Genomic DNA, 20,958 nt, shown 5'->3' on the forward strand with positions numbered 1-20,958 from the left:
GATATTTCTTTTTGTCTTCTCAAATTGTTGGATGACTAGTTAGAATATATCGCTCAAGGAATACCGGAGTTGATCCATCATCAACGGCACTTCCGCCTCCTCGATTCCCGCTACAAGAAGATCGGGAATATCTTGATTGAACTGCTCTTGGAACTTCGAGAAATCACCGGACTCTTTCTCCACGGCTTTTTTATAAAAAGCAAGCGCTCCCTTGATATTCTGTAATGCCCATTCCGTATGTCCCGCATTCAAGAAATCTTGGGTGTTGGGTTGATTATCCATGATCTTTTTGTAATAATTACGGGCCTGATCGTATTTACCGGTCAAGAAAGAACACCAAGCTATTGGACGCCAAGCCTTCGTACTTTTATTGTCCAGATAATCTACCTTGAAATAATATTTCAGCGCCTCATTATAATTCTTGAGTTCAAGATGGCAGTGGCCGATACATATTTGGATCGATAAATCATCCGGATTGAAAGCCTCGTAACGATGATAGTATTTCAACGCTTCTTCCGGTTGCTTTAAGGTACGGTAACAACCGGCGATCCGGCGAATAACCCATTTACTGTCTGGATTGATAAGATCCGCATGTAAATAAGCCTCCAAGGCGCCTTGTATATCGCCATTCATTTGTTTGCAGTAACCGATTTTCTGGAATAAGATATCACTTTCTTGATTTGCGTCGGATAAGCGATTGTAGATCGTGAGTGCGTCAAGGAAGTAATTCTTCCGGAGATAATACTCCGCTATAGTTGTCAAACTTTCCTCATCACTGACGTAAGGCTGCAAAATTGGCAGGTTATGAAAGTCTAGCGCAGATGTAAATATGTCATCAAAATCCAGATGTCCCGGATAAAGTTTGAAGAAACGATACAAGTCCTGTATGTACTGTCCGGATATGATTTCCAGTTTTCCCCGTTTACTGATTAATTCCTCCTTTGTTTGCTGAATCATCTCGGAGGCTTGACTACCAAACTGTCCCATCATCATTTGACGGGCTTGATCCGGCAATTGCATCATACTGAAATATAAGGAATATTTATCGGAATTACACATGAATGCCGCAAGAGTCATGGAATCTAGCATATCCTTTTCCGTTTGATTCTTGCTCAACTGATTGCCAAAAGCGGAATGCTCGGTCGTGAATGGCATGAACCAGTTACCCAGTTCCCGGAAAAAGGGGAAATGCTTTAGATGCACGAAAGTAGAGTGCATTACGTCCGCGCCTTCTTGTTGCAGTTCGCTGAACTCCTCCATTTTCTTCCCTAAGGAACTGTTCGATAACATATTCTGCCACTCCGGATTCATCTCGTTTCCGAGAAGTTCCGGATTGATATCCTTTAAGTTTATCTTTTGACTGATTTTAGGGCCTAGCTTGATCATCTCCGGAATGATCTCGTCTTGTAGCTTACGGGTGATCTTCTCTGTCTCACGGGCTAGGATAAAACGAAGGGTAATCGTGCGGATCGCTTTCGTGAAATTAGGAAATCCCTCGGATAAAGCCGCTAGTCGATCCGCTATCTGCGGATATAACGCCGTACGTTTCCTATAGGTATAGAGCGTCAAGAGAATCCCGATCAACGCGCGGTAACGAATCTCATCTTCTTTGAGATTGGCCGCATCGAATAATAATAGCAGTTTCTCCTTATCGAAAGCGGCTTGCAATCCCAACATTAATGCCGATACGATTTGGCTACCGATGATAAAAGGCAACTCTTGGTCATTCAATAGGTTCCTGATGGAGGCTATTTCTTCCTTATTGAGAGGATTCGAGGTCCAGATCTTATTGAATAATAGGATCGTGGCGGATTCGATTTGCTGCTGCTCCGTGATGGTTCCGGTCGGAGTCTCTATCTTCACCAGAGAGGCGTTTCTCAAGACCTTGTGGAGCTGGTCATAGTTGGTAAGCTCCTTTTGCATCATTCGCCTACGGCTATAATAGGAGAGAGGCGAATCTACCGATAAGGCCTTGTGCTTCACTATATCCGCGAACTCATAGCTGGATGCGATCAAGTTGTTGTATATCTGGTCTTGCATCGGATCTTTAGCCCCCTCGATCCGGTATCGCAACATATATTTATAAGTATCTTGTAGCTCGTTCAACCTGTCTTGGAATGAGTACTCACGTATTCCCGCTATTAGACTTTGGAGAAAATCGAACGCGTTCTTTAGCTCCTTTTCGTCTAATGAACCGATAATTCGGTTGTATGCTTTATTTATTTCTTGTATTGTCATATACTATTAACAACAAATGGTATGCCAAAAGTATAGTATTTAGGCTAAATTTCCTATCTTCGCGTACCTAAAAATAAATTTAGCAGATGAAGAATATCCGCAATTTCTGTATTATTGCTCATATTGACCATGGGAAAAGTACCTTGGCAGACCGTTTGCTTGAGTATACCAAGACAGTAGAAGGTAAAGACATGCAAGCTCAAGTCCTTGACGACATGGATTTAGAGCGTGAGCGTGGTATTACGATCAAGAGCCATGCGATCCAGATGAAGTATAATTATAAGGGTGAAGAATATATACTGAACCTGATCGATACTCCGGGGCACGTGGACTTCTCGTATGAGGTTTCCCGTTCTATCGCCGCCTGCGAGGGTGCGTTGCTGATCGTGGATGCGGCCCAAGGTATTCAGGCGCAAACCATCTCTAACCTGTATATGGCGATAGAGAATGACTTAGAGATTATTCCGGTGATGAACAAGATCGACCTGCCTAGCGCCATGCCGGAGGAGGTAGAGGACCAGATCGTGGAACTGTTGGGCTGCCCTCGTGAGGATATCTTACGGGCGAGCGGAAAGACAGGTGAGGGAGTGACTGAGATCTTGAATACGATCGTGGAGAAGGTCCCGGCCCCGAAAGGTGATCCGGAGGCCCCGTTGCAGTGTCTGATTTTTGACTCCGTTTTTAATCCGTTCCGTGGTATTATCGCTTACTTCAAGGTGGTAAACGGCGTGATCCGTAAAGGTGACCATGTGAAGTTTATCGCTACAGGAAAAGAGTATGACGCCGACGAGGTAGGTATATTGAAATTAGATATGTGCCCCCGTGAGGAGATCCGGACGGGAGACGTAGGATATATCATTTCCGGTATCAAGACGTCCCGGGAGGTGCGTGTCGGTGATACGATCACTCATGTGTCTCGCCCGGCTAAAGACGCGATCGCCGGTTTTGAGGAGGTGAAGCCGATGGTCTTCGCCGGTGTCTATCCAATTGATAGCGAGGATTTCGAGAACCTTCGTGCGTCATTGGAGAAATTGCAGTTGAACGACGCTTCCTTGACTTTCCAGCCGGAGAGTTCCGCCGCGTTGGGTTTTGGGTTCCGTTGCGGTTTCTTGGGCTTGTTGCATATGGAGATTGTTCAGGAGCGTTTGGATCGTGAGTTCAATATGGATGTGATAACCACTGTACCGAACGTTTCTTATATCGTGCATACGAAGAAAGGGGAGGAGATCGAGGTACATAATCCGGGAGGCTTGCCGGACCCGACCTTGATCGATCATATCGACGAGCCGTTTATCCGTGCTTCCGTGATCACGAACACTACCTATATCGGCCCGATCATGACACTCTGTCTGGGTAAGCGTGGCATCCTGCTTAAGCAAGAATATATTTCAGGTGATCGTGTCGAGATTCATTATGACTTGCCGTTGGGCGAGATCGTAATCGACTTTTATGATAAATTGAAGAGTATTTCAAAAGGGTACGCTTCTTTCGATTACCATTTACATGATTTCCGTCCCAGTAAGTTGGCTAAATTAGATATCCTGTTGAACGGTGAGCCGGTAGACGCCTTGTCTACATTGACGCACGTGGATAATAGCGTTACTTTCGGACGTCGTATGTGCGAGAAACTGAAAGAGTTGATCCCCCGCCAGCAATTCGATATCGCTATCCAAGCGGCGATAGGCGCTAAGATTATCGCTCGTGAGACAATTAAGGCTGTCCGTAAAGACGTGACGGCGAAATGTTATGGAGGCGATATCTCCCGTAAGCGTAAATTGCTGGAAAAACAGAAAGAGGGAAAGAAACGAATGAAGCAGATCGGTACGGTAGAAGTTCCGCAAAAAGCGTTCTTGGCCGTATTGAAGCTGGATTAGAAAGTCAATGGAATCCGTTCGCTAACTCAATGGATTTATAAAGAAAAGTCAATGGATTCTGTAACGGATTCCATTGACTTTTTTTATATAAATGGGTCACTTCTCGTTCACGAGCCGTATCCCGCCATCTTCCAGCGTGATAAGATGTTGCTTATAGAGTGCCCCGATCGCTTGTTTGAAAGCTTTCTTGCTACAGCGGAATAAGGAATAGATCACGTCCGGATCGCTCTTGTCGTGTACCGGGATGTATCCCCCTTGTGTTTTCATCGCTTCCAGAATGACGCCGGCGATCCCCTCTACCTTTTGGTAGCCTTGCGGCGTTAGGCTTACGTCTATCTTATCATCCTCACGTACCTCTTTTATATAGCCTTTCAGATGCTCACCTTTCTCAAGACGCTGGAATACCTCATTATAATAGATCAATCCCCAATGCTGGTTATTGATGATCACCTTATAGCCAAGATCCGTCTCATCGGCTACCAATAACTGAACCTCTTGATTCTGCTCGTAATCGATAGGGGTATTGTTCAAGAACTTCTCGATACGTGCGGATGCCATGATACGTCCTGTCACATGATCCAGCCGGACATAGACCAAGTACCATTTTCCCTCTCTCATCGGCATTTTCTGCTCCTTGAAAGGAACGAGCAAATCTTTCATGATACCCCATTCCAGAAATGCGCCGGCATTATTCACGTCTTTTACCTCCATGAACTGGAACTCCCCGACCGTTGCCAGAGGACGTGCGGTAGTAGCGATCAACCTCCCTTCATTATCATGATAAATAAACACCTCGACCTCATCCCCGGGTTTCACGTTTTTAGGTACGTAACGAGTCGGCAACAAGATCTCCACCCCGTTACCTCCATCCAGATAAACCCCGAAGTCAAGGTCTTTCACTATTTTCAGCGTGTTGTATTTTCCTATCTCAACCATATGTTTTTGTTTTGTCACAAACTTACGCAATAATCATGAAAAAGCGGTAAAAACAACTATAATTTTGATTTAGCATGCAGCAATATCTAGACAATTGCATCGTTATAGAAGTATCTTTATACTTGTGGTCCTTTTGAGACCTCATGTTCAAACTAAAAAACGTATATTTGCACCTTATTTGAAGAAAACAAAGATTATGAGAGTGAAATTAGTATCAGTAGTGGCATTGTTTGTCTTATTGTTAGGGGCTTGTTCTGTTCCTAAAGATGTGGTTTATTTCCAAGGAGTGGATGCCTTGACCCCCGAACAGGTGAGTAAGATGAATCAAGCTTATACCTCGAAGATTTGCCCTGATGACTTACTTACGATAACCGTTACGGCATGGGATCCGACAGTCGTTACTCCCTTTAATCCCCCTGTATATGCTTATGCGACTCAAGGTGAGACTACGACGGTTTCTTCCGGTCAATTAAGAACGTATTTGGTTGATCAGGAAGGTGACATAAATTTCCCTGTTTTGGGAAAGATCCATGTGGCGGGATTGACTAAGCAACAGTTAAGTGATAAAATGCAAGAAATGATCTCCCCTTATGTGAAAGATGCATTGGTTAATGTACAGATTGTTAATTATAAGGTCACGGTGATGGGTGAGGTTTCTCGGCCGGGTGCGATTTCCGTGAAAAATGATCGTCTTTCAATTTTAGATGCTATAGGCCAAGTCGGTGATTTGACAATTAACGCGAACCGTAAGAACATTTTGGTTATACGAGATAATAATGGAGAAAAGGAATTTGCTCGTTTGGATATTACCGAGCCGGATATATTTACTTCCCCCTATTATTATCTTCAACAAAATGATGTTGTTTATGTGGAACCGAATAATGCGAAGAAGAGAAACGCCCGTTATAGTCAAGCCCAACAATATAGTATAACCGTGTTCTCCTCAATTTTGAGCGCAGTATCTGTGATAACGACTGTTATATTGGCTATTACTAAATAATAATTAGATGATGGAAGTGAAAGACAACGAAACAATCGGACTTAAAAGTATTATCGTAAGATATCTATTGCAATGGAAATTATTTTTAGGGGTATTCCTGTTTTCTATAATCCCTGCGGTTTTATATCTGATTTATTACCCTCGTACATATGAGATGATGGCCCGTATCCAGATTCAGGAAGATAAAGACCTTGGAGGAGGTAGTTTTGGATTGGGAGAGGCTGCTGGGTTGATGAAATCTTTTGGGTTGGGGGGCGGTTCTTCTAGTGTTATTAATATAGAGGATGAGTTAATGATGTTAACATCGAATAAGTTACTCCGTGATATGGTATTGGATTTGGGAGTGAATGTGGAATACTCTGAGCCTTATTCTTTTGGATATCGATTGTATGAAGAGTCTCCTTTTAAGATGACAACGGATTCTATAACAAATCTGCGATTAGATGAGGATGTGGAGTTCTCCGTATCGATGTCTAATGGGAAGATTGAAGTTTTGGCTGAAACTAAAAGTATGGGAAAGAAACATTTTAATTTCAGTTCTCTTCCTGCCTCTATGGAGCTACCTAAGGGTATGTTTACTCTATCGTTTAATCAAGGAAAGGAAAATATTACATCTGCGAAATTGGATATTATTTATCATCCGGCAGGATGGATAGCCGAGAAGTTAGAGGAAGAATTTACTATAGAGGAAAATTCTAAGAGTTCGAATGTGATAGAGTTGGGATGTATGGATTATGAGCGGCAAAGAGGTTTGGATATGTTGAATACCTTGATTTTGCTATATAATCGACAAGCGGATATGTATAAAAAGAGTGAGGCTCGTAAAACATTGTCTTTTTTAGATGGGCGTATTCAAAATGTTATATCTGAATTAGCGGATGTGGAAAATCAAATTGAAGCCTATAAGAGTAAGAATAAGCTTATGGATGGAGAACATGATGTCCAGTTCTATGTGGATCAAATGAAAGATCTTCAAATAAAATTGATAGAACTTGAGGCACAAGTCAATGTGGTAGGGATGATGGATGCTTTCATAAAAGATCCTGCTAATAAGTATAATCTAGTCCCTGTTCTTTTGACTGCTCAAGAGGGAGAGAAAGGAAGCCCTTTAACATCTTATAATGAAGTGTTGCTAGAACGAGCTCGAGTGATCCAGAACTCAAGTATAAATAATCCTTTGGTTGGAACATTGACGAAACAAGCAGATGAGCTTCGTCAGAGTGTTTTTCAAACTATCAATAATGCTCAAAAAGGGCTTCAGGTTTCTATCGCAGATGTGAAATCAAAAGAACAATTGATTTATGATAAGATGAATAATTACCCTATTGCAGAGCGCCATTATGTAGAGTTGAAGCGTCAACAAGAAATAATACAGGGTGTTTACCTTATCTTATTACAAAAGAGAGAAGAAACAGCCTTAATTTTAGGTCAAGCTAGGGAAAAAGCACGTATATTGGATAGTGCCTATGTTAAAAGTAAACCTATCGCTCCGCGTAAATTATATGCGGCTATTGGAATGTTAATATTTACATTGGTTATTCCTCTTGGATATTTATTTATTAAAGAACAATATTATTCATTACGGGATGAATATAAAAGAGTAAGTTCGAAAAAGTAAAAAGGATCTCTTATGCGTCTAATAGGTTTTTTTATATATAATTTAAGCTATTTTGTACGAGGTTGCTTGAATCGTTTTGTTTCGTTTTTTTATAAACGTTTAATGATGCGGTGTGGGACTCATGTTCGCTTTGCTTCTCTATCCTCTTTGATTACATATAAAAATGTCTCTATAGGTAATGATGTCTATTTAGGTCCTCATGCAATTATACTTGCTACAGAAAGTAAGGTGTTTATTGGCAATAAAGTTTTATTTGGTCCCCGTGTGACATTAATTGGTGGGGATCATCGAATAACGGATGTCGGACGTTTCATTTATGATGTACAAGATAAATTACCCGGGGATGATTTGGATATCCATATCGATGATGATGTGTGGGTAGGGTCTAATGCAACGATTTTGAAGGGTGTGACTGTGGGAAGAGGAGCTGTGGTTGCTGCTGGAGCCTTAGTCATAAAAGATGTGCCTCCTTATGCTATTGTAGGAGGGGTTCCTTCTAAGATACTCAAGTTTCGTTGGGATATTGATACAATATTAGAACATGAACGTAAGTTATATGCTGAGGCAAAGCGTTTCAGTAAGGATGAATTAATTAGGCATAGAGATGAAAACTAAAAGGGTGTTGTTTTTAGCTACTTCAAGGAAGACACGTGGAGGAGTTACGGCAGTTGTCAGAGCCTATGAACAATTTCCCTTTTGGACTAACTATCAGGTTCGTTGGATCGAAACTCATATTGATCGGAATTTAGTCTGGAAGTTTTTATATGCTTTTATTGCTTTTTTGAAATATATCGTTTGTGTGTGGAAATATGATTTGATTCATATTCATACAAGTGAGCTTCCGTCGGTGAAGCGTAAATACCCTTTTTTTAAAATAGCGAAGTTCTTAGGGAAAAAAGTTGTTATTCATTTACACATAGGTAACCAAGTTGATGAAAAGGCTGGAAATAAACTTTACCAAAAGATGTTTCAAGGGGCTGATGCTGTTATCGTATTATCTCAATCTATCCGTCAAAAGGTAGAACTTTTATTTGGTCTGGAAGGTAAAGTGTATGTGATTTATAACCCTTGCCCAATTGTTCCTTCAGTGAAATATACAGATCAATATAAAGAAATTATATTTGCGGGAACATTGAATTATAATAAGGGGTATTCTGTTTTAATCTATGCTTTTGCTCGAATTGCAGCCTCTTATCCGGATTGGAAACTAAATATAGCTGGTAATGGGGAGTTAGCAGAAGCAAAGCAGCTTGCCGTTGATTGTCAAATAGAGAGCCAAGTGAATTTTTTAGGATGGGTGAGAGATGGGGCTAAGGATTTGCTATTTCGTCGAGCATCAATCTTCTGTTTAGCCAGTTATGCGGAAGGATTTCCTATGGCGGTATTGGATGCTTGGGCATATGGCTTACCGGTGATTTCTACTCCAGTGGGAGGTTTACCGGATGTTTTGTTTAATGAAAAAAATGTTTTGTTTTTTGAACCGGGGGATATAGAAGGGTTAGCTCGTCAATTAGATCGTTTGTTAGCGAGTCAGGAACTGCGTTATCAGTTGGGGGAAAGCTCGTTGAATCTATCAAAAGGCTTGTTTAACATGAATGAAATCAATAAGCAAATTGATTCTCTCTATAAAAAATTATTGTAATTGATAAAAGAAATGCGTAAAATACCATTATCTTATTATACAATCGCTGGAGATTATGTGTTCAATTCTATTCCAGAAGAACGTATAACAGTGAATACGATTAATGCTTATTCTTGGGTGATGGCGGATAAGGATCTTCTTTTTCGTCAGTCGTTGATAGAAAGTGATTATTTATTACCGGATGGCATAGCGGTTGTTTGGGCTGCACGTTTCTTGAAGAAGGAGCGCATCCAGAAGATTGCGGGAGCAGATTTACATCAGATGGTCCTAGAGACATTGGAAAGACAAAGTGGGAAATGTTTTTATTTGGGGGCTTCGGAGGCAACGCTCTCAAAAATAAAGGAACGTTTGTCTTATGAATACCCTCATATAGAAGTGTCTACTTATAGTCCTCCGTTTAAGGCTACTTTCTCAGAAGAGGATAATCAAGAGATGATAAGGCTAGTCAATGACTTTGCTCCAGATGCTTTATTTGTCGGAATGACAGCCCCTAAACAAGAGAAATGGATTTTTGAGAATCATAAGGCTTTAAATGCTCATATTACCTGTGGGATTGGTGCAGTGTTTGATTTTTATGCTGGAACAAAAAAACGTCCTTCCCGTTGGATGATTAATATGGGACTAGAGTGGCTCGGTCGTTTGATTAGTGATCCGAAACGTCTTTGGAGGCGATATATTATTTATAATCCAGTTTTTGTTTGGAAAATCTTAAGGCTGCGCTTTCTCAAATCTTGATATGTTAAAAATATTAGACTAGTACTACCTCCGATTGAAAGGCGCTAAGATTTTCAATCGGAGGTGTTATTTTTATAATATAGGCTTTAATAAAGCTGCGTGTTGCTGAATTCGTTTTTCAGGAGGAGGTGGTGTCATATATGTCTTTCCATATAGTTGAGATAGATAAGCATCAGCATTTTGTGGTCCAAGGAATGTATACCCTTCAAAAATATATTCTTTTAGAGGGAAGATTTCATTATAATTGAAATACCGTCTCCAAGGTGTGTCAAAGCCATGTCCGATCAGACATTGTTCTCCTAGATATAGATTATTATGGATATATCTTCTGGACTGTCGCAAATATCTTTTTGTTAAGGCCCTCAATATGGGGTTTAAGTAAGAAACAAATCTTTTTACGGTTGAATTTTTCTTGTCTAATTCAGCATCTAGCCCTTTGCACAAATAGAAGAAATATGACTTATGTCTTTGTTCTTTTTTGAATATCGTTGGATTTAAATGATAACGGTCTGCAGGGAAAATGTCTATAAATAATCCCATGTTATACTGTTTATTTTCTATTCCATTTGAAATAATCAAACTATTCTTATCTCTTATTTTGCAAGGTAAGGCCAAATAATCGTAAAAGGGATCCGTTTCTCTTGTTTGTAGAAATAAGTCTTTGGGTAACTCCGTTTGAGCTATAGTTAAAAACTTCTCATAATCTTCCCTTATAATACAAATGTCTAAATCATCATCCCAAGGGATAAATCCTTGATGACGTATGGCTCCTAGTAGTGTTCCAGAACACATCCAATATTTTAAATTATGCTGCCTGCATATATGATCAATAATTTTAAACATGCGCAACATAACCAGTTGTGCTTGTCGGAGAGTTGTTTCTCCAGATTGCCGATTATCGGGAAAAAGTTTATTGTAGTCAGTCATTATTTTATTTTATTGATTGTTTTATCTTGGATAATATCATTTTCTTGTTCTTTAAAGGAGATAGATTGTTCTTTTTGATTTGCGGCAACTAGCCCTAGAAAAACCATCATAAATAGACCTCTGTTACTAGTGAACGATGCGTCTGCTATATTTTCGATAAGCAGGAAGCCTATGATAAGACATGTTATCGTTAATAATTTAGAGTCGTTCGTGATTTTACTGTATGTGATGGATTTCATGATGATATATATCCAAAAGAGGATAAAAAGAATGATTCCTGCAAAACCGAATTGAGCCAATGAAGGATAATAGGTGTCCGCAATGAATTTATTGTACGATTTGCTTAGTCCCCAAACAGAATCAATGCCATATTTACTATAAATGTTTGAATAAAATACGGCGGAAGTGTGTGTGCCGAAACTAGCTAGACCAGATCCAAAAGGAATGTAATCAAGTAATATGAGAAAAGATGTCGCATAAAGAACAAATCGGGCTAAAAGATCTTTTTCACTAGCATCACCGTCTTCTGTGAATCCTTGTATGAAATAGAGATCTATCTTTTCTCTGGCCACGAATATTATAGCAGCTAATAATATTATACAAGCCATTACGTTTCGGAAATTTATTTTAAGATTCTCTATTTTCCCTAAATAGAAAACAGTGAATATCACTAGTGCAAAAAATCCATAGAATTTTGATCGTCCGGAGGAGATACCTATAGCTAGCATCGCTAAAAAAAGTAATTTGTCTTTTAGCGTGTATTCGCTGCAATATAAATAGGTTAAGGCTAATGCGGTAATTAATGCCGCATAACAAGATGGATGACCAATTATGTGGAAAAATATTCTCACATTATAAAATCCGATAATTCCTAAAGGTAGAAATAAGCACCATAGTAAAAGGCATAGGTCTTGTAATATCTTTTTTTGTTTTTTATTAAACTTGGGCATTAATTGGTAAGTACAGAAAAATGCAAGATATGGTTTCATTTGTATGATCAAATCCATACATATTGCTTTTATTGAGTTGCTACCAATATAAATGGAGTAACAAACGTAGAAAAGAAAAATTCCAAGTACCAATAAGAAAAATTTATTGATAGGCCAATCTTTAGAGAGAAACATATTCCTAAAAAATAGAACTAGTAAAAGAAGACCGCATACTTCGTCTGCAGAATTAAATCCTATGATATCATAAAAAACAATACCAGAGAGTAATGTGATCACAAAAAGATAATAAAAATATTTATTAGTGAATTCTTGTAATGTCATAATGATGTTATAATCCTTTCAAGTTTGCAAATATACAATTTTTTTTTCAAAATGAAGTCTAAATAACTGATAATTGTAATTGTAAGCTAGTTAAAGTGCTGTTTTCACGGATGTAGAAATGTATTGGATGTTTGCATTTCGAATTTATGTATCATAGCTATGATCTCTCAGTCTGAACTTTCAAGAAGTTACTTGGTATGATAAGAGAGCCTGTGAAATTGAATTAAACAGTTTGATCGGATTCTATCTATAATAAGCTGTCAAAAAGGACAATGTAGTTTGTCCCTTTGACAACTTTAAATATTTTTGATTAGGCCTTCTCAAAAACTTACGTTCTTAGTGGATATTGTCCTCTTTCATACAGGTTGCTATTTCTGTTTGTAAAAGATTTCTTGTGAAACTTGGAACTTTCAACTAAGTTTTTATTTAGCAATCCAACTTCCATTAATACGTATCCATAAAGTTGGAGTGCCATTTCCCATATTATAGATGATGTCACCATCAGTCCAAGTACCTACAATAGGATAAGAGGTGCTTCTGCAAATAATATTGTCTCCTAAGAACTGTATTGCTCCATTCGGGATAACCCCAACTTGCTTTTCTTGATTTCCAGTTTTCCACTCAAATCCACATATTGAATTTCCATTGTCATACAGGTGCTTACAGCCACATAAAGGAACATCGCAGTATTCAAAGCTACTACTAGTTCCTTTTGTCCTAAAAATACGTATAAATGTGTGGTATCCAAAAGTATCACCTCCGAAAAGAGTAATTAGAACTCCAAATTTGGATATATTCTCAACAGTAAATGTGGAAGATATTGGGGTTGTTAACTTTCTGGTTTTATCCCAAACTATATTTGCGGTATAAGAATAGGTGCCAGGATCTTTGTGCCAATCAACATGGCTATTGGTTGCACCACTCATTGTTAAGTTCTTGGTGGATATAGCATGATCTTGGATTACGCTAAAGCCAGTCGTTAAGGCTCCTCTGTTTGAAAGTAAATAACTGTGATTATTAAATTTATCAATAGGGGATGATGACACATCATTATTACATATTTCCATTCCATATGGAGCGGATCTATTTATCCAATCTCTTTCTACCCAATGCCTGAAAGAATTTTTTATACTGATATTTACTTTTCCATCTGTTTGTAAATCATATCTTTTTATGTTCCTCGGTTGTGTTTTATTTTCATCTTCATATTCATTTTCATAATAAGCAAAAACTATGTTTTCTAAAGATATGTTAGAAATATCATAATTATTAGCAGTTGGATCTTGTATGTTAATACTAGGTACAGCACCTTTTTCAAAATAGCAACTTGATATTATGGCTGAACTACACATTATTTGTAATTGAGTTTCTTTTCCTTCACAATGATTTGCTTGAAAAATTACTCCTTTGGAATTCTTTATAAGAATATTGGCATTTATTATATTGTCACATATCTCTGCTCCTAAACTCTGATTCAAAGCCAATCCCCCTAAGAAATGTTGAATATTATTTGTGTCAATCCATTTGCCATTTGGTTGTATCATATTATATTTAAATAAAAGAGCATCTCCCATGCCTTGTAAATCAAAAGCATATAGATCTTGAGTATGTGTGACATATTCTGTACTAAAATGACAATGAGTAATGGATTTTCCATCGGAATAATTCTGATGTGTTGATGCTACGGCTTGAACAAATCCTTTCCATCGACAATATTGTATATTTATACAACCTGCAAATAAGACACCGCGTAAATTCTTAATGCTAGAATTAAGATTACAGAAGTAAATATCACTTATCTCTGTATGATACTCAGTATAAGCATATTCCCATGTCCCATTTTCAGGACTGTCTCCACTTACATTTACTTTTACTAAGAAATTACCGGAAAAACTTAATCCACTATTAGGTCTTGGAGATATAATAGTACCTTGATTTAGATAATCATTTTGACTTATATTTTTTGTGTCTTTATATGTATATGCTTTTTCACCTCGTAGGATTATCCCTACTTTAACGTTAATAGTTTTATTTATGTAATATTGACCTCTGGGTAAGAAGACTTCTCCGACCCTTTTAAATTGTATCGCTTTATTGATGGCATCTGAAGAATCTGTATTTTCGTCATTGTTCTTGGCTCCAAACCATTGTGGGTAAGCTCTATCCATAATCCAAGAACCATCCAATTGTATTTCCTTTTCAAAAATTAGGCTGATAGGTGCGATTATATGTGTATTGTTACCTTTTAATGTTCTTGTGATATTGGAGACATTGCTTGCTATTTTACCTCCAGCAAAAATAAGTGTAATATTTTCGGACAATGTAATATTGCCTGTCAATGATTTTGTTGTTGTAATTACATACGTTTGATTGGGACTGAACGAGCTAGGATTAAATTCTGGCCAACTATTGTTCACTGCTGTTAGAATAGATTTAGTAGACATAATCGTTGATTTTTAAATTTATATTAATGCATAAATATAGTATTATTTAAATTCAAAATTAGATATACTTGGTTAATAATATGTAATTCTGGTTTTTATTCTTTTTATCTATTGGAGGAATAAAAAAGTTTTGCAAGCGACATATATGTATAAAATCTTTTTTAAGTTGTTCGGATAAATAGTGAAGAGGTCTTTCCCTTAGGTAGATTATATATGATGCGAGATCCATGGCACGAGAAGAACTGTGAAATCCATATCATAGGAGGTTGCTAGGATGGGTAGCAAATCTACTGGAATAAGGCTTGGCAAGCGAATAACTAATCACTTCCCAACTGGTACGCTTACGACTACCCTCAGCCGTAAGCTTGTGGCTTGACAAACCGTAAGTTGTTCACTTGATAAGCCATGAGCCGATTGTTTGAGCTTCTTGTATTAGATTAATAATCAGTGTGTCTTGTGCATATGTATATGTATTGATAGGGCTAAAAAGAACGCATATTTGGCTCTGTCAATCGTTTTTCTATTTTGTAGTTGATCTGTTGGAAGATTGTCGGTGCGCTAATCTTCTCGATAATGCGGTAAATAATCCTTAAAAAACTTTACTAGGCACATATAGTAGTGCCTAGCGATAGTTGTATTTTAAATATGTGAAATGTAAGAATCCTTAAAAAGTTGAAATCGCTGTACTCCCCATATTCTGAAAGAAATCAAAAGCGTTTCGGAGAAGACAACTATGATCGCTACGGTTGTTGGTATAAGAGCATTACAGAAATACAAGATAATTAATCCAGTTATATGCATTACGGAAGTGAAAACAACTGTCCAGTTCGTAAATAATGGGTGCCCCATGGCTGCAAGGAATGGGTATCCGAGAAGCATTGATGGTATAGTGACAAAACAAGCGCATATAAGAATTCGGAATACCTCAAGAATGTTTGGATTTGCGGTTCCATAGACAATTTGAAGTACATAAGCTGATAATAGAAGTGCTGCTGTTACACAAAACAAATTGGCAAATGTGATACGGTAGAATATCCTTTTGAAAAAAACGACATCACGACTTTTCGCTATATGCGGGAATAATATGCCCGTGAATGGGGATAATAGCTGATTGTATGCTTGGTATAACTTTTCTGCCGCTGAATAATATCCTACTGCCGTATTTCCACAAATAAGGCCTAAAAGGAATGAATTGCTAGTTGTAAATAAAGAGGTAGAAGCCCTCGATAGAAAATAGGTAGAGCTGTCTTTTAAGGAACTTCGGATCTGATTGATGGGAGTGATATACCATCTCATTCCCATTTTAAAATATACGATAAATAAGCTTACGATTCCAGCTAATATGAATCCAACACTATAACATACGGGTACATATATATAATCTTCAGGTTCTCGTATGAAAATGAAAAATGGTATGAAGCTTAAAGATTTTGCCACAATATTAAAAACTGTGATGTATTTCATGTTCTCCATGCCCTGAAAGAACCACATAGGAAACATGACATTTCCCATGATAATGCCAAAATAGAAGAGATAGAATGTTGATTCCATTTTGAATTTATCAAAACATGAGATCAAAATTAATAATATAGCTAAACTAATTCCACATAGGATAAAACGCCCGATCATGGCGCTATTTAAATAAGAGTTTATTTTTTGTAGATCGTTCCTGTGCTCAGATATGAACTTTGTAGCAGAGAGGTTAAATCCGAAATCGGTGAACATCACAAAGTACTGCATCAATGAGTAACCGAAAGTGACTAATCCCCATCTTTCTACTCCCAATACCCTGAATAGAAATGGAAAAGATAATAGCGGTAATAAATAATTCACTCCTTGGAGCAATGCCAAGGAGATGAAATTTATAACCATAGGGTTCTTAAGTTTCTTTCTTATTTCCATATAATATATTGGATTTCTTATTCATTCAATGATTTTAATGCTTCTGTTAGCTTATCATTGTCCTCCTTGTTTCGGATAGCGATTCGGATATATTGTTTTCCTTCGAACCCGGCTTTTGTTCCACAATTTTTTATCAAAATATTATTTCTCGACAATAAAAAGCTACAAAGTTCCTCCGATGTGTAAGTATCGGTTACTTCACATAAGAAATAATTTGCGGCGGAAGGAATAACCCTAAGATATGAGACTGCCTGTAGATTCTGGAAGAAACGCTCTCTTTCGTTTAAGAATTTATGGCAGGCTTTGTCGTAGTCATCACTGTATTTCACGAAAATCTGCATATAAAATTCAGCGAAGGAGTTGATGTTCCAAATCGATATGTCTTTTTTCAACGCTTTTATGAGATCTTTGTTTCCCGACGCTAAGAAACCTAATCGTAATCCGGGAACACCGTATGACTTTGATATGCTCTTAATGACAATCAAATGTGGATATTTGTTTAAAAGCTCTTTATCTAACAGGGAAAGTTTATTTTCAGGATTTGCGAAATCAAGGAAAGATTCATCTATGATTAAACGAATCCCTTTTCGTTCGGACCATTCGACTAGCGCAAATATCTCATTTTTAGATAATAAATTTCCTGATGGGTTATCAGGGTTAATTATCAAAAGTTGCTCAATCGGTTTGTTATCAAAGAAAGATATAATGTCTAAAGCAGTATAAGAGAAGTCTCGGTTGCTGGGAGTATAATACACCAGCTGCTTAGGGGCCAAACGGTTCGGGTATTCCTCGAATGTTGGTAATATAACTCCTGTGGTATACTTAGAGGTCATACGCATATAACCACTGATTAACTCGGCCGCTCCGTTTCCTACGATGATTTGTTCGGAGGATATTCCCGCATAACGGGCGGCTAGTTGAGCGTTTTCTTGCATACCAGAAGGATATTCGGTGAGGAGAGTATCGAAATTAGCTTTCATTTCTTCCTTCAATCGGGTATTTGGGAAATAAGGGTTGACGAGATAGCAGAAATCCAATAACATAGGGAAACGCCAGTATCCACCATAACGTTTGCCGTATAAAGATAAAGCTTGCTTGCCTTCCGAAAATAAGGCTTCCGCATTATTTAAGTCCTGTTGGTCATCTATCTCATACCATTTTTCGGTTGTAATCGTCAAGGCCTTTAAATCCGGTCTGTCTAATAAGGATATTACCTTTAGAACTTGTTCGTAGTATTCATTATTACCGAGGGCTTTACAATAAGCTTCCAAGAACGGAATATACTTATTAGTGGAAAATTCCTTACTGAATTTATATATATTTACGGTCTTGTAATAAGACTCCTTTTGGCAAAATTGAAACGCTTTCTTTGAGATGAAGTTCAATATATTGTTATCCTCATCCAGCCGTACGACGGTACCATCCATCCAACTTTGGTATTTGGCAACTACTACCAAATTTGGATAGGGATGGTTTATCAATTTGCTGAGAATGGAGTTCTCAAAAATTAGATCGGATTCAAGTAGAATTGTCTCGTCCTCCACCAGATAGTTTTTAGCGAGATATAGCGAGTATATATTATTTGTTTTATCATATACATTGTTCTCTACATAAAGAACAGGAGTGTTGTTTATCTTATCTCCGATAAGCTCACGTACCTTTTCCCCTTTATAACCTATCACGATAATTATACGTTTCAGGGATAGAGCTTCCAGTTGTTTAAGCATACGTTCGATTAAGGTTTGATTATGTACCTTAATCATGCATTTTGTGTTGTTTTTTGTCAACTCTTTAAGGCGTTTGCCCATGCCTGCCGCTAATATGATCGCTTGCATATCTTATTCTTTTTTAATTGTATAAACAAATACCCCTGTCGATTTTACTGTCAAAATATCAATTTGACTGTACATAATCGAGAAGGGGTTGTCATCTATAAGATGATTCTATTATCTAAAACGCTGCATATAATGTAAACCGATATCATATCCAGAATTTTGATACCTCTCTTTCTATCTTAATCTCTGGAGATTGCGCAGATAAACTATCATAAATTTTACTTGCGAATAGAATATCATGTAGACCAAGACCTATATTGTAACTTAATATCCGTTCATGGTCATTTTCTCTGCCAGCCGTTCTACCTGATAAAACGTCTTCTAGCTCGGCATATTGTTTGAATTGGGAAAAATAACGGAACCCCTTCACATGATCGGTATCATCGCCATATACCTTGTCGAAAAAGAGATCGCAATTTTGAAATCCTCTCGTATGTATCGGCACGACTAGGCATCCTTCTTTAAATAGGTCATTTTTCGGACAGATCAAGGTGCTTGCGTCTGTTATACAACTGATAATAACATCTGAGTTGGATATGAGATTCTCTATATTGTCTATGATCGAGAATGTAACATTGGGATAAGCCCCGAATCTCTCTATAAAGGAATCCGCTTGATCCTTATATTTTAATAGCTGAACTGTATGATGCGTATTTTTTTGGCTATCAAGTAAACATAACATAGTTGCTCTAGCTGTATTTCCTAAGCCGATGAAACTGTAAGTAGTGGCATCGGTCGCTTTTAATGTTTGGATAGCGAGAGTGGCGACAGCTCCTGTACGCATAGCGGTTATCCAATCTCCACCCAATAGGGCTAATAGTTCTCCCGTATTGGAATCATAGAGTAGGATATCGCTTCCTAAAGCAGGTATGCCACCTACAATACGATGAACCACCTTGATTCCAAACCTAGAGAATTCTTGGGGTAAGAGGCAGGGCATGGAAGTGAAAAAGTCATTACCTTGGGGGTGTACACTTATTTTTGCGGGTAATTGAGCCTTGTTTTTTATAGAGAAACTTTCTTTCGCCCAATCTACACAGGTCGCAGGCGTAATTCCTAAATCCTTAATCTGATTTTCAGAGATAATTTTCATATTGACTTCCTTTTTTAGTTCATGCTTATGCCAAAAAAGCTTCCAAAGTTATGTATAATTCTTGAAATAGTCTTACTTTTGTATCTCTTTTAAATGCACTATAAACATAAGTAATAGATATATATGAAAATAGCGATTGTAGGTACAGGCTATGTCGGGCTGGTAACGGGTACTTGTTTTGCGGAAATGGGGACTGAGGTCTTTTGTGTGGACGTGGATAAGGTAAAGATTGAGAATCTAAAGAAAGGCATAGTTCCTATCTATGAACCGGGGCTAGACGATATGGTGGCACGCAATTCCCAAGCTGGTCGTCTTCATTTTATGACTGATTTAAAAGAATGTTTGAATGAGGTCGAGGTACTGTTTTGTGCGGTTGGTACACCTCCCGATGAGGATGGTAGCGCAGACTTGAAGTATGTGCTTGAGGTTGCCCGTACGGTAGGACGCTATATGAATAAATATATCTTGGTTGTTACGAAAAGTACGGTTCCGGTAGGCACTGCCCAGAAAATCAAGAAAGCGATCAAGGAGGAACAAGCCTTGCGAGATGTGAGTATTGAATTTGATATCGCTTCTAATCCTGAATTCTTGAAAGAAGGTGCGGCTATCAAGGATTTTATGAGTCCAGACCGGGTTGTTGTTGGGGTTGAGTCTGATCGTGCTCAGAAGTTGATGGCGAAATTGTATCGTCCTTTTTTGTTAAATAATTTCCGTGTAATCTTCATGGATGTGCCATCTGCGGAGATGACAAAATATGCGGCGAACGCTATGTTGGCTACTCGCATCAGTTTTATGAATGATATTGCCAATTTGTGTGAGATAGTTGGGGCGGATGTTAATATGGTACGTAAAGGAATCGGTACGGATGCCCGTATAGGTAGTCGTTTCTTATATGCGGGTTGTGGATACGGTGGGTCTTGTTTTCCTAAAGACGTTAAGGCGCTTGTGAAGACCGCAGCCAACAGTGGTTACCAAATGCGTATTCTAGAAGCGGTGGAAGCCGTAAACGAGGAGCAGAAATCGATATTGTTCCGTAAATTAATGAAACATTTTAGAGGAGATATACAAGGTAAACGAATTGCTTTATGGGGATTAGCATTTAAGCCGGAAACGGATGATATGCGAGAGGCTCCTTCGCTAGTCTTAATCAAAAAGTTGAAAGAAGCTGGATGTGTAGTTTCCGCCTATGATCCGGTTGCAATGCCCGAGGCTCAAAGACGTTTACCTGTGGGGGTGATTTCATATGGCAAAGATATTTATGAGACCGTGATAGATGCAAACGCTCTGTTGCTTGTTACGGAATGGAAAGAGTTTCGTATGCCCTCTTGGTCTGTTATCAAGAAATTGATGTCCACGCCTTTAATTTTAGACGGACGTAATATTTATGACAAGACAGAGTTAGAGGAAGCCGGCTTTATCTATCATTGTATAGGTCGGTAAATT

The 20,958-nt window shown here is 38.2% G+C and carries 15 protein-coding genes; 7 read left to right on the forward strand and 8 right to left on the reverse strand.

Features of this window, described 5'->3' with window-relative positions:
• Positions 1-39: 39 nt before the first annotated feature.
• Positions 40-2,238, reverse strand: coding sequence for a tetratricopeptide repeat protein (locus NBH16_RS04215; protein ID WP_250788153.1), 2,199 nt, complete (start codon positions 2,236-2,238; stop codon positions 40-42).
• An 86-nt stretch (positions 2,239-2,324) separates the two neighbouring features.
• Here NBH16_RS04215 and lepA point away from each other — a divergent pair, with 86 nt between their 5' ends.
• Complete coding sequence (gene lepA / locus NBH16_RS04220) at positions 2,325-4,112, forward strand: translation elongation factor 4 (RefSeq protein WP_005868105.1); 1,788 nt, start codon at positions 2,325-2,327, stop codon at positions 4,110-4,112.
• Positions 4,113-4,208: 96 nt separating this feature from the next.
• On the opposite strand, the gene NBH16_RS04225 is transcribed toward lepA, so the two are convergent.
• Positions 4,209-5,048, reverse strand: a complete 840-nt coding sequence (locus NBH16_RS04225) for a CvfB family protein (RefSeq protein WP_005856099.1) — start codon at positions 5,046-5,048, stop codon at positions 4,209-4,211.
• Positions 5,049-5,244: 196 nt separating this feature from the next.
• Between NBH16_RS04225 and NBH16_RS04230 the strand changes: the two genes are divergently transcribed.
• The 5 genes from NBH16_RS04230 to NBH16_RS04250 are packed head-to-tail and all read left to right on the forward strand — an operon-like array spanning position 5,245 to position 10,043.
• On the forward strand, positions 5,245-6,048 hold the full coding sequence (locus NBH16_RS04230; RefSeq protein WP_250788154.1) for a polysaccharide biosynthesis/export family protein: 804 nt from the start codon (positions 5,245-5,247) through the stop codon (positions 6,046-6,048).
• 7 nt (positions 6,049-6,055) lie between these two features.
• Positions 6,056-7,666 carry a GumC family protein gene (locus tag NBH16_RS04235; protein WP_250788155.1) on the forward strand — a complete coding sequence of 537 codons (1,611 nt, stop codon included), beginning with the start codon at positions 6,056-6,058 and terminating at the stop codon, positions 7,664-7,666.
• A 12-nt stretch (positions 7,667-7,678) separates the two neighbouring features.
• Positions 7,679-8,281, forward strand: coding sequence for an acyltransferase (locus NBH16_RS04240; protein ID WP_250788156.1), 603 nt, complete (start codon positions 7,679-7,681; stop codon positions 8,279-8,281).
• Positions 8,271-9,308 (forward strand): glycosyltransferase family 4 protein, encoded by a 1,038-nt coding sequence (locus tag NBH16_RS04245; protein WP_250788157.1) that lies wholly within the window; start codon positions 8,271-8,273, stop codon positions 9,306-9,308. Before NBH16_RS04240 ends, NBH16_RS04245 begins: the two co-directional genes overlap by 11 nt.
• Complete coding sequence (locus NBH16_RS04250) at positions 9,309-10,043, forward strand: WecB/TagA/CpsF family glycosyltransferase (protein ID WP_250788158.1); 735 nt, start codon at positions 9,309-9,311, stop codon at positions 10,041-10,043.
• 72 nt (positions 10,044-10,115) lie between these two features.
• Here NBH16_RS04250 and NBH16_RS04255 read toward each other — a convergent pair whose 3' ends face one another.
• The 6 genes from NBH16_RS04255 to NBH16_RS04280 all read right to left on the reverse strand — a co-directional run bounded on the left by NBH16_RS04255 (position 10,116) and on the right by NBH16_RS04280 (position 19,515).
• Positions 10,116-10,970, reverse strand: a complete 855-nt coding sequence (locus tag NBH16_RS04255) for a LicD family protein (RefSeq protein WP_250788159.1) — start codon at positions 10,968-10,970, stop codon at positions 10,116-10,118.
• Positions 10,970-11,977 carry an O-antigen ligase domain-containing protein gene (locus tag NBH16_RS04260; protein WP_250788160.1) on the reverse strand — a complete coding sequence of 336 codons (1,008 nt, stop codon included), beginning with the start codon at positions 11,975-11,977 and terminating at the stop codon, positions 10,970-10,972. Before NBH16_RS04260 ends, NBH16_RS04255 begins: the two co-directional genes overlap by 1 nt.
• A gap of 686 nt (positions 11,978-12,663) precedes the next feature.
• Positions 12,664-14,685 (reverse strand): glycosyl hydrolase family 28-related protein, encoded by a 2,022-nt coding sequence (locus tag NBH16_RS04265; protein ID WP_250788161.1) that lies wholly within the window; start codon positions 14,683-14,685, stop codon positions 12,664-12,666.
• A gap of 639 nt (positions 14,686-15,324) precedes the next feature.
• Positions 15,325-16,587, reverse strand: coding sequence for an oligosaccharide flippase family protein (locus tag NBH16_RS04270; RefSeq protein WP_250788162.1), 1,263 nt, complete (start codon positions 16,585-16,587; stop codon positions 15,325-15,327).
• A gap of 17 nt (positions 16,588-16,604) precedes the next feature.
• A complete protein-coding gene (locus tag NBH16_RS04275) occupies positions 16,605-18,422 on the reverse strand; it encodes an aminotransferase class I/II-fold pyridoxal phosphate-dependent enzyme (protein ID WP_250788163.1) in 1,818 nt (605 codons plus the stop codon).
• Positions 18,423-18,567: 145 nt separating this feature from the next.
• Positions 18,568-19,515 carry an ornithine cyclodeaminase gene (locus tag NBH16_RS04280; protein WP_036629485.1) on the reverse strand — a complete coding sequence of 316 codons (948 nt, stop codon included), beginning with the start codon at positions 19,513-19,515 and terminating at the stop codon, positions 18,568-18,570.
• Positions 19,516-19,638: 123 nt separating this feature from the next.
• Between NBH16_RS04280 and NBH16_RS04285 the strand changes: the two genes are divergently transcribed.
• Positions 19,639-20,955 (forward strand): UDP-glucose dehydrogenase family protein, encoded by a 1,317-nt coding sequence (locus NBH16_RS04285; RefSeq protein ID WP_250788164.1) that lies wholly within the window; start codon positions 19,639-19,641, stop codon positions 20,953-20,955.
• Positions 20,956-20,958 lie beyond the last annotated feature (3 nt).

Origin of the sequence: Parabacteroides sp. Y3-G-102, assembly GCF_023656845.1 — a bacterium.
Lineage (GTDB): Bacteria > Bacteroidota > Bacteroidia > Bacteroidales > Tannerellaceae > Parabacteroides > Parabacteroides distasonis.

Excerpts from the sequence above, each read along its gene's own strand:
- NBH16_RS04285 (WP_250788164.1), top strand. The coding sequence starts at position 19,639 with ATGAAAATAGCGATTGTAGGTACAGGCTATGTCGGGCTGGTAACGGGT.
- NBH16_RS04280 (WP_036629485.1), bottom strand. The coding sequence starts at position 19,515 with ATGAAAATTATCTCTGAAAATCAGATTAAGGATTTAGGAATTACGCCT.
- NBH16_RS04265 (WP_250788161.1), bottom strand. The coding sequence starts at position 14,685 with ATGTCTACTAAATCTATTCTAACAGCAGTGAACAATAGTTGGCCAGAA.
- NBH16_RS04245 (WP_250788157.1), top strand. The coding sequence starts at position 8,271 with ATGAAAACTAAAAGGGTGTTGTTTTTAGCTACTTCAAGGAAGACACGT.
- lepA (WP_005868105.1), top strand. The coding sequence starts at position 2,325 with ATGAAGAATATCCGCAATTTCTGTATTATTGCTCATATTGACCATGGG.
- NBH16_RS04240 (WP_250788156.1), top strand. The coding sequence starts at position 7,679 with ATGCGTCTAATAGGTTTTTTTATATATAATTTAAGCTATTTTGTACGA.
- NBH16_RS04225 (WP_005856099.1), bottom strand. The coding sequence starts at position 5,048 with ATGGTTGAGATAGGAAAATACAACACGCTGAAAATAGTGAAAGACCTT.
- NBH16_RS04270 (WP_250788162.1), bottom strand. The coding sequence starts at position 16,587 with ATGGAAATAAGAAAGAAACTTAAGAACCCTATGGTTATAAATTTCATC.
- NBH16_RS04275 (WP_250788163.1), bottom strand. The coding sequence starts at position 18,422 with ATGCAAGCGATCATATTAGCGGCAGGCATGGGCAAACGCCTTAAAGAG.
- NBH16_RS04255 (WP_250788159.1), bottom strand. The coding sequence starts at position 10,970 with ATGACTGACTACAATAAACTTTTTCCCGATAATCGGCAATCTGGAGAA.
- NBH16_RS04230 (WP_250788154.1), top strand. The coding sequence starts at position 5,245 with ATGAGAGTGAAATTAGTATCAGTAGTGGCATTGTTTGTCTTATTGTTA.
- NBH16_RS04215 (WP_250788153.1), bottom strand. The coding sequence starts at position 2,238 with ATGACAATACAAGAAATAAATAAAGCATACAACCGAATTATCGGTTCA.
- NBH16_RS04235 (WP_250788155.1), top strand. The coding sequence starts at position 6,056 with ATGATGGAAGTGAAAGACAACGAAACAATCGGACTTAAAAGTATTATC.
- NBH16_RS04260 (WP_250788160.1), bottom strand. The coding sequence starts at position 11,977 with ATGGATTTGATCATACAAATGAAACCATATCTTGCATTTTTCTGTACT.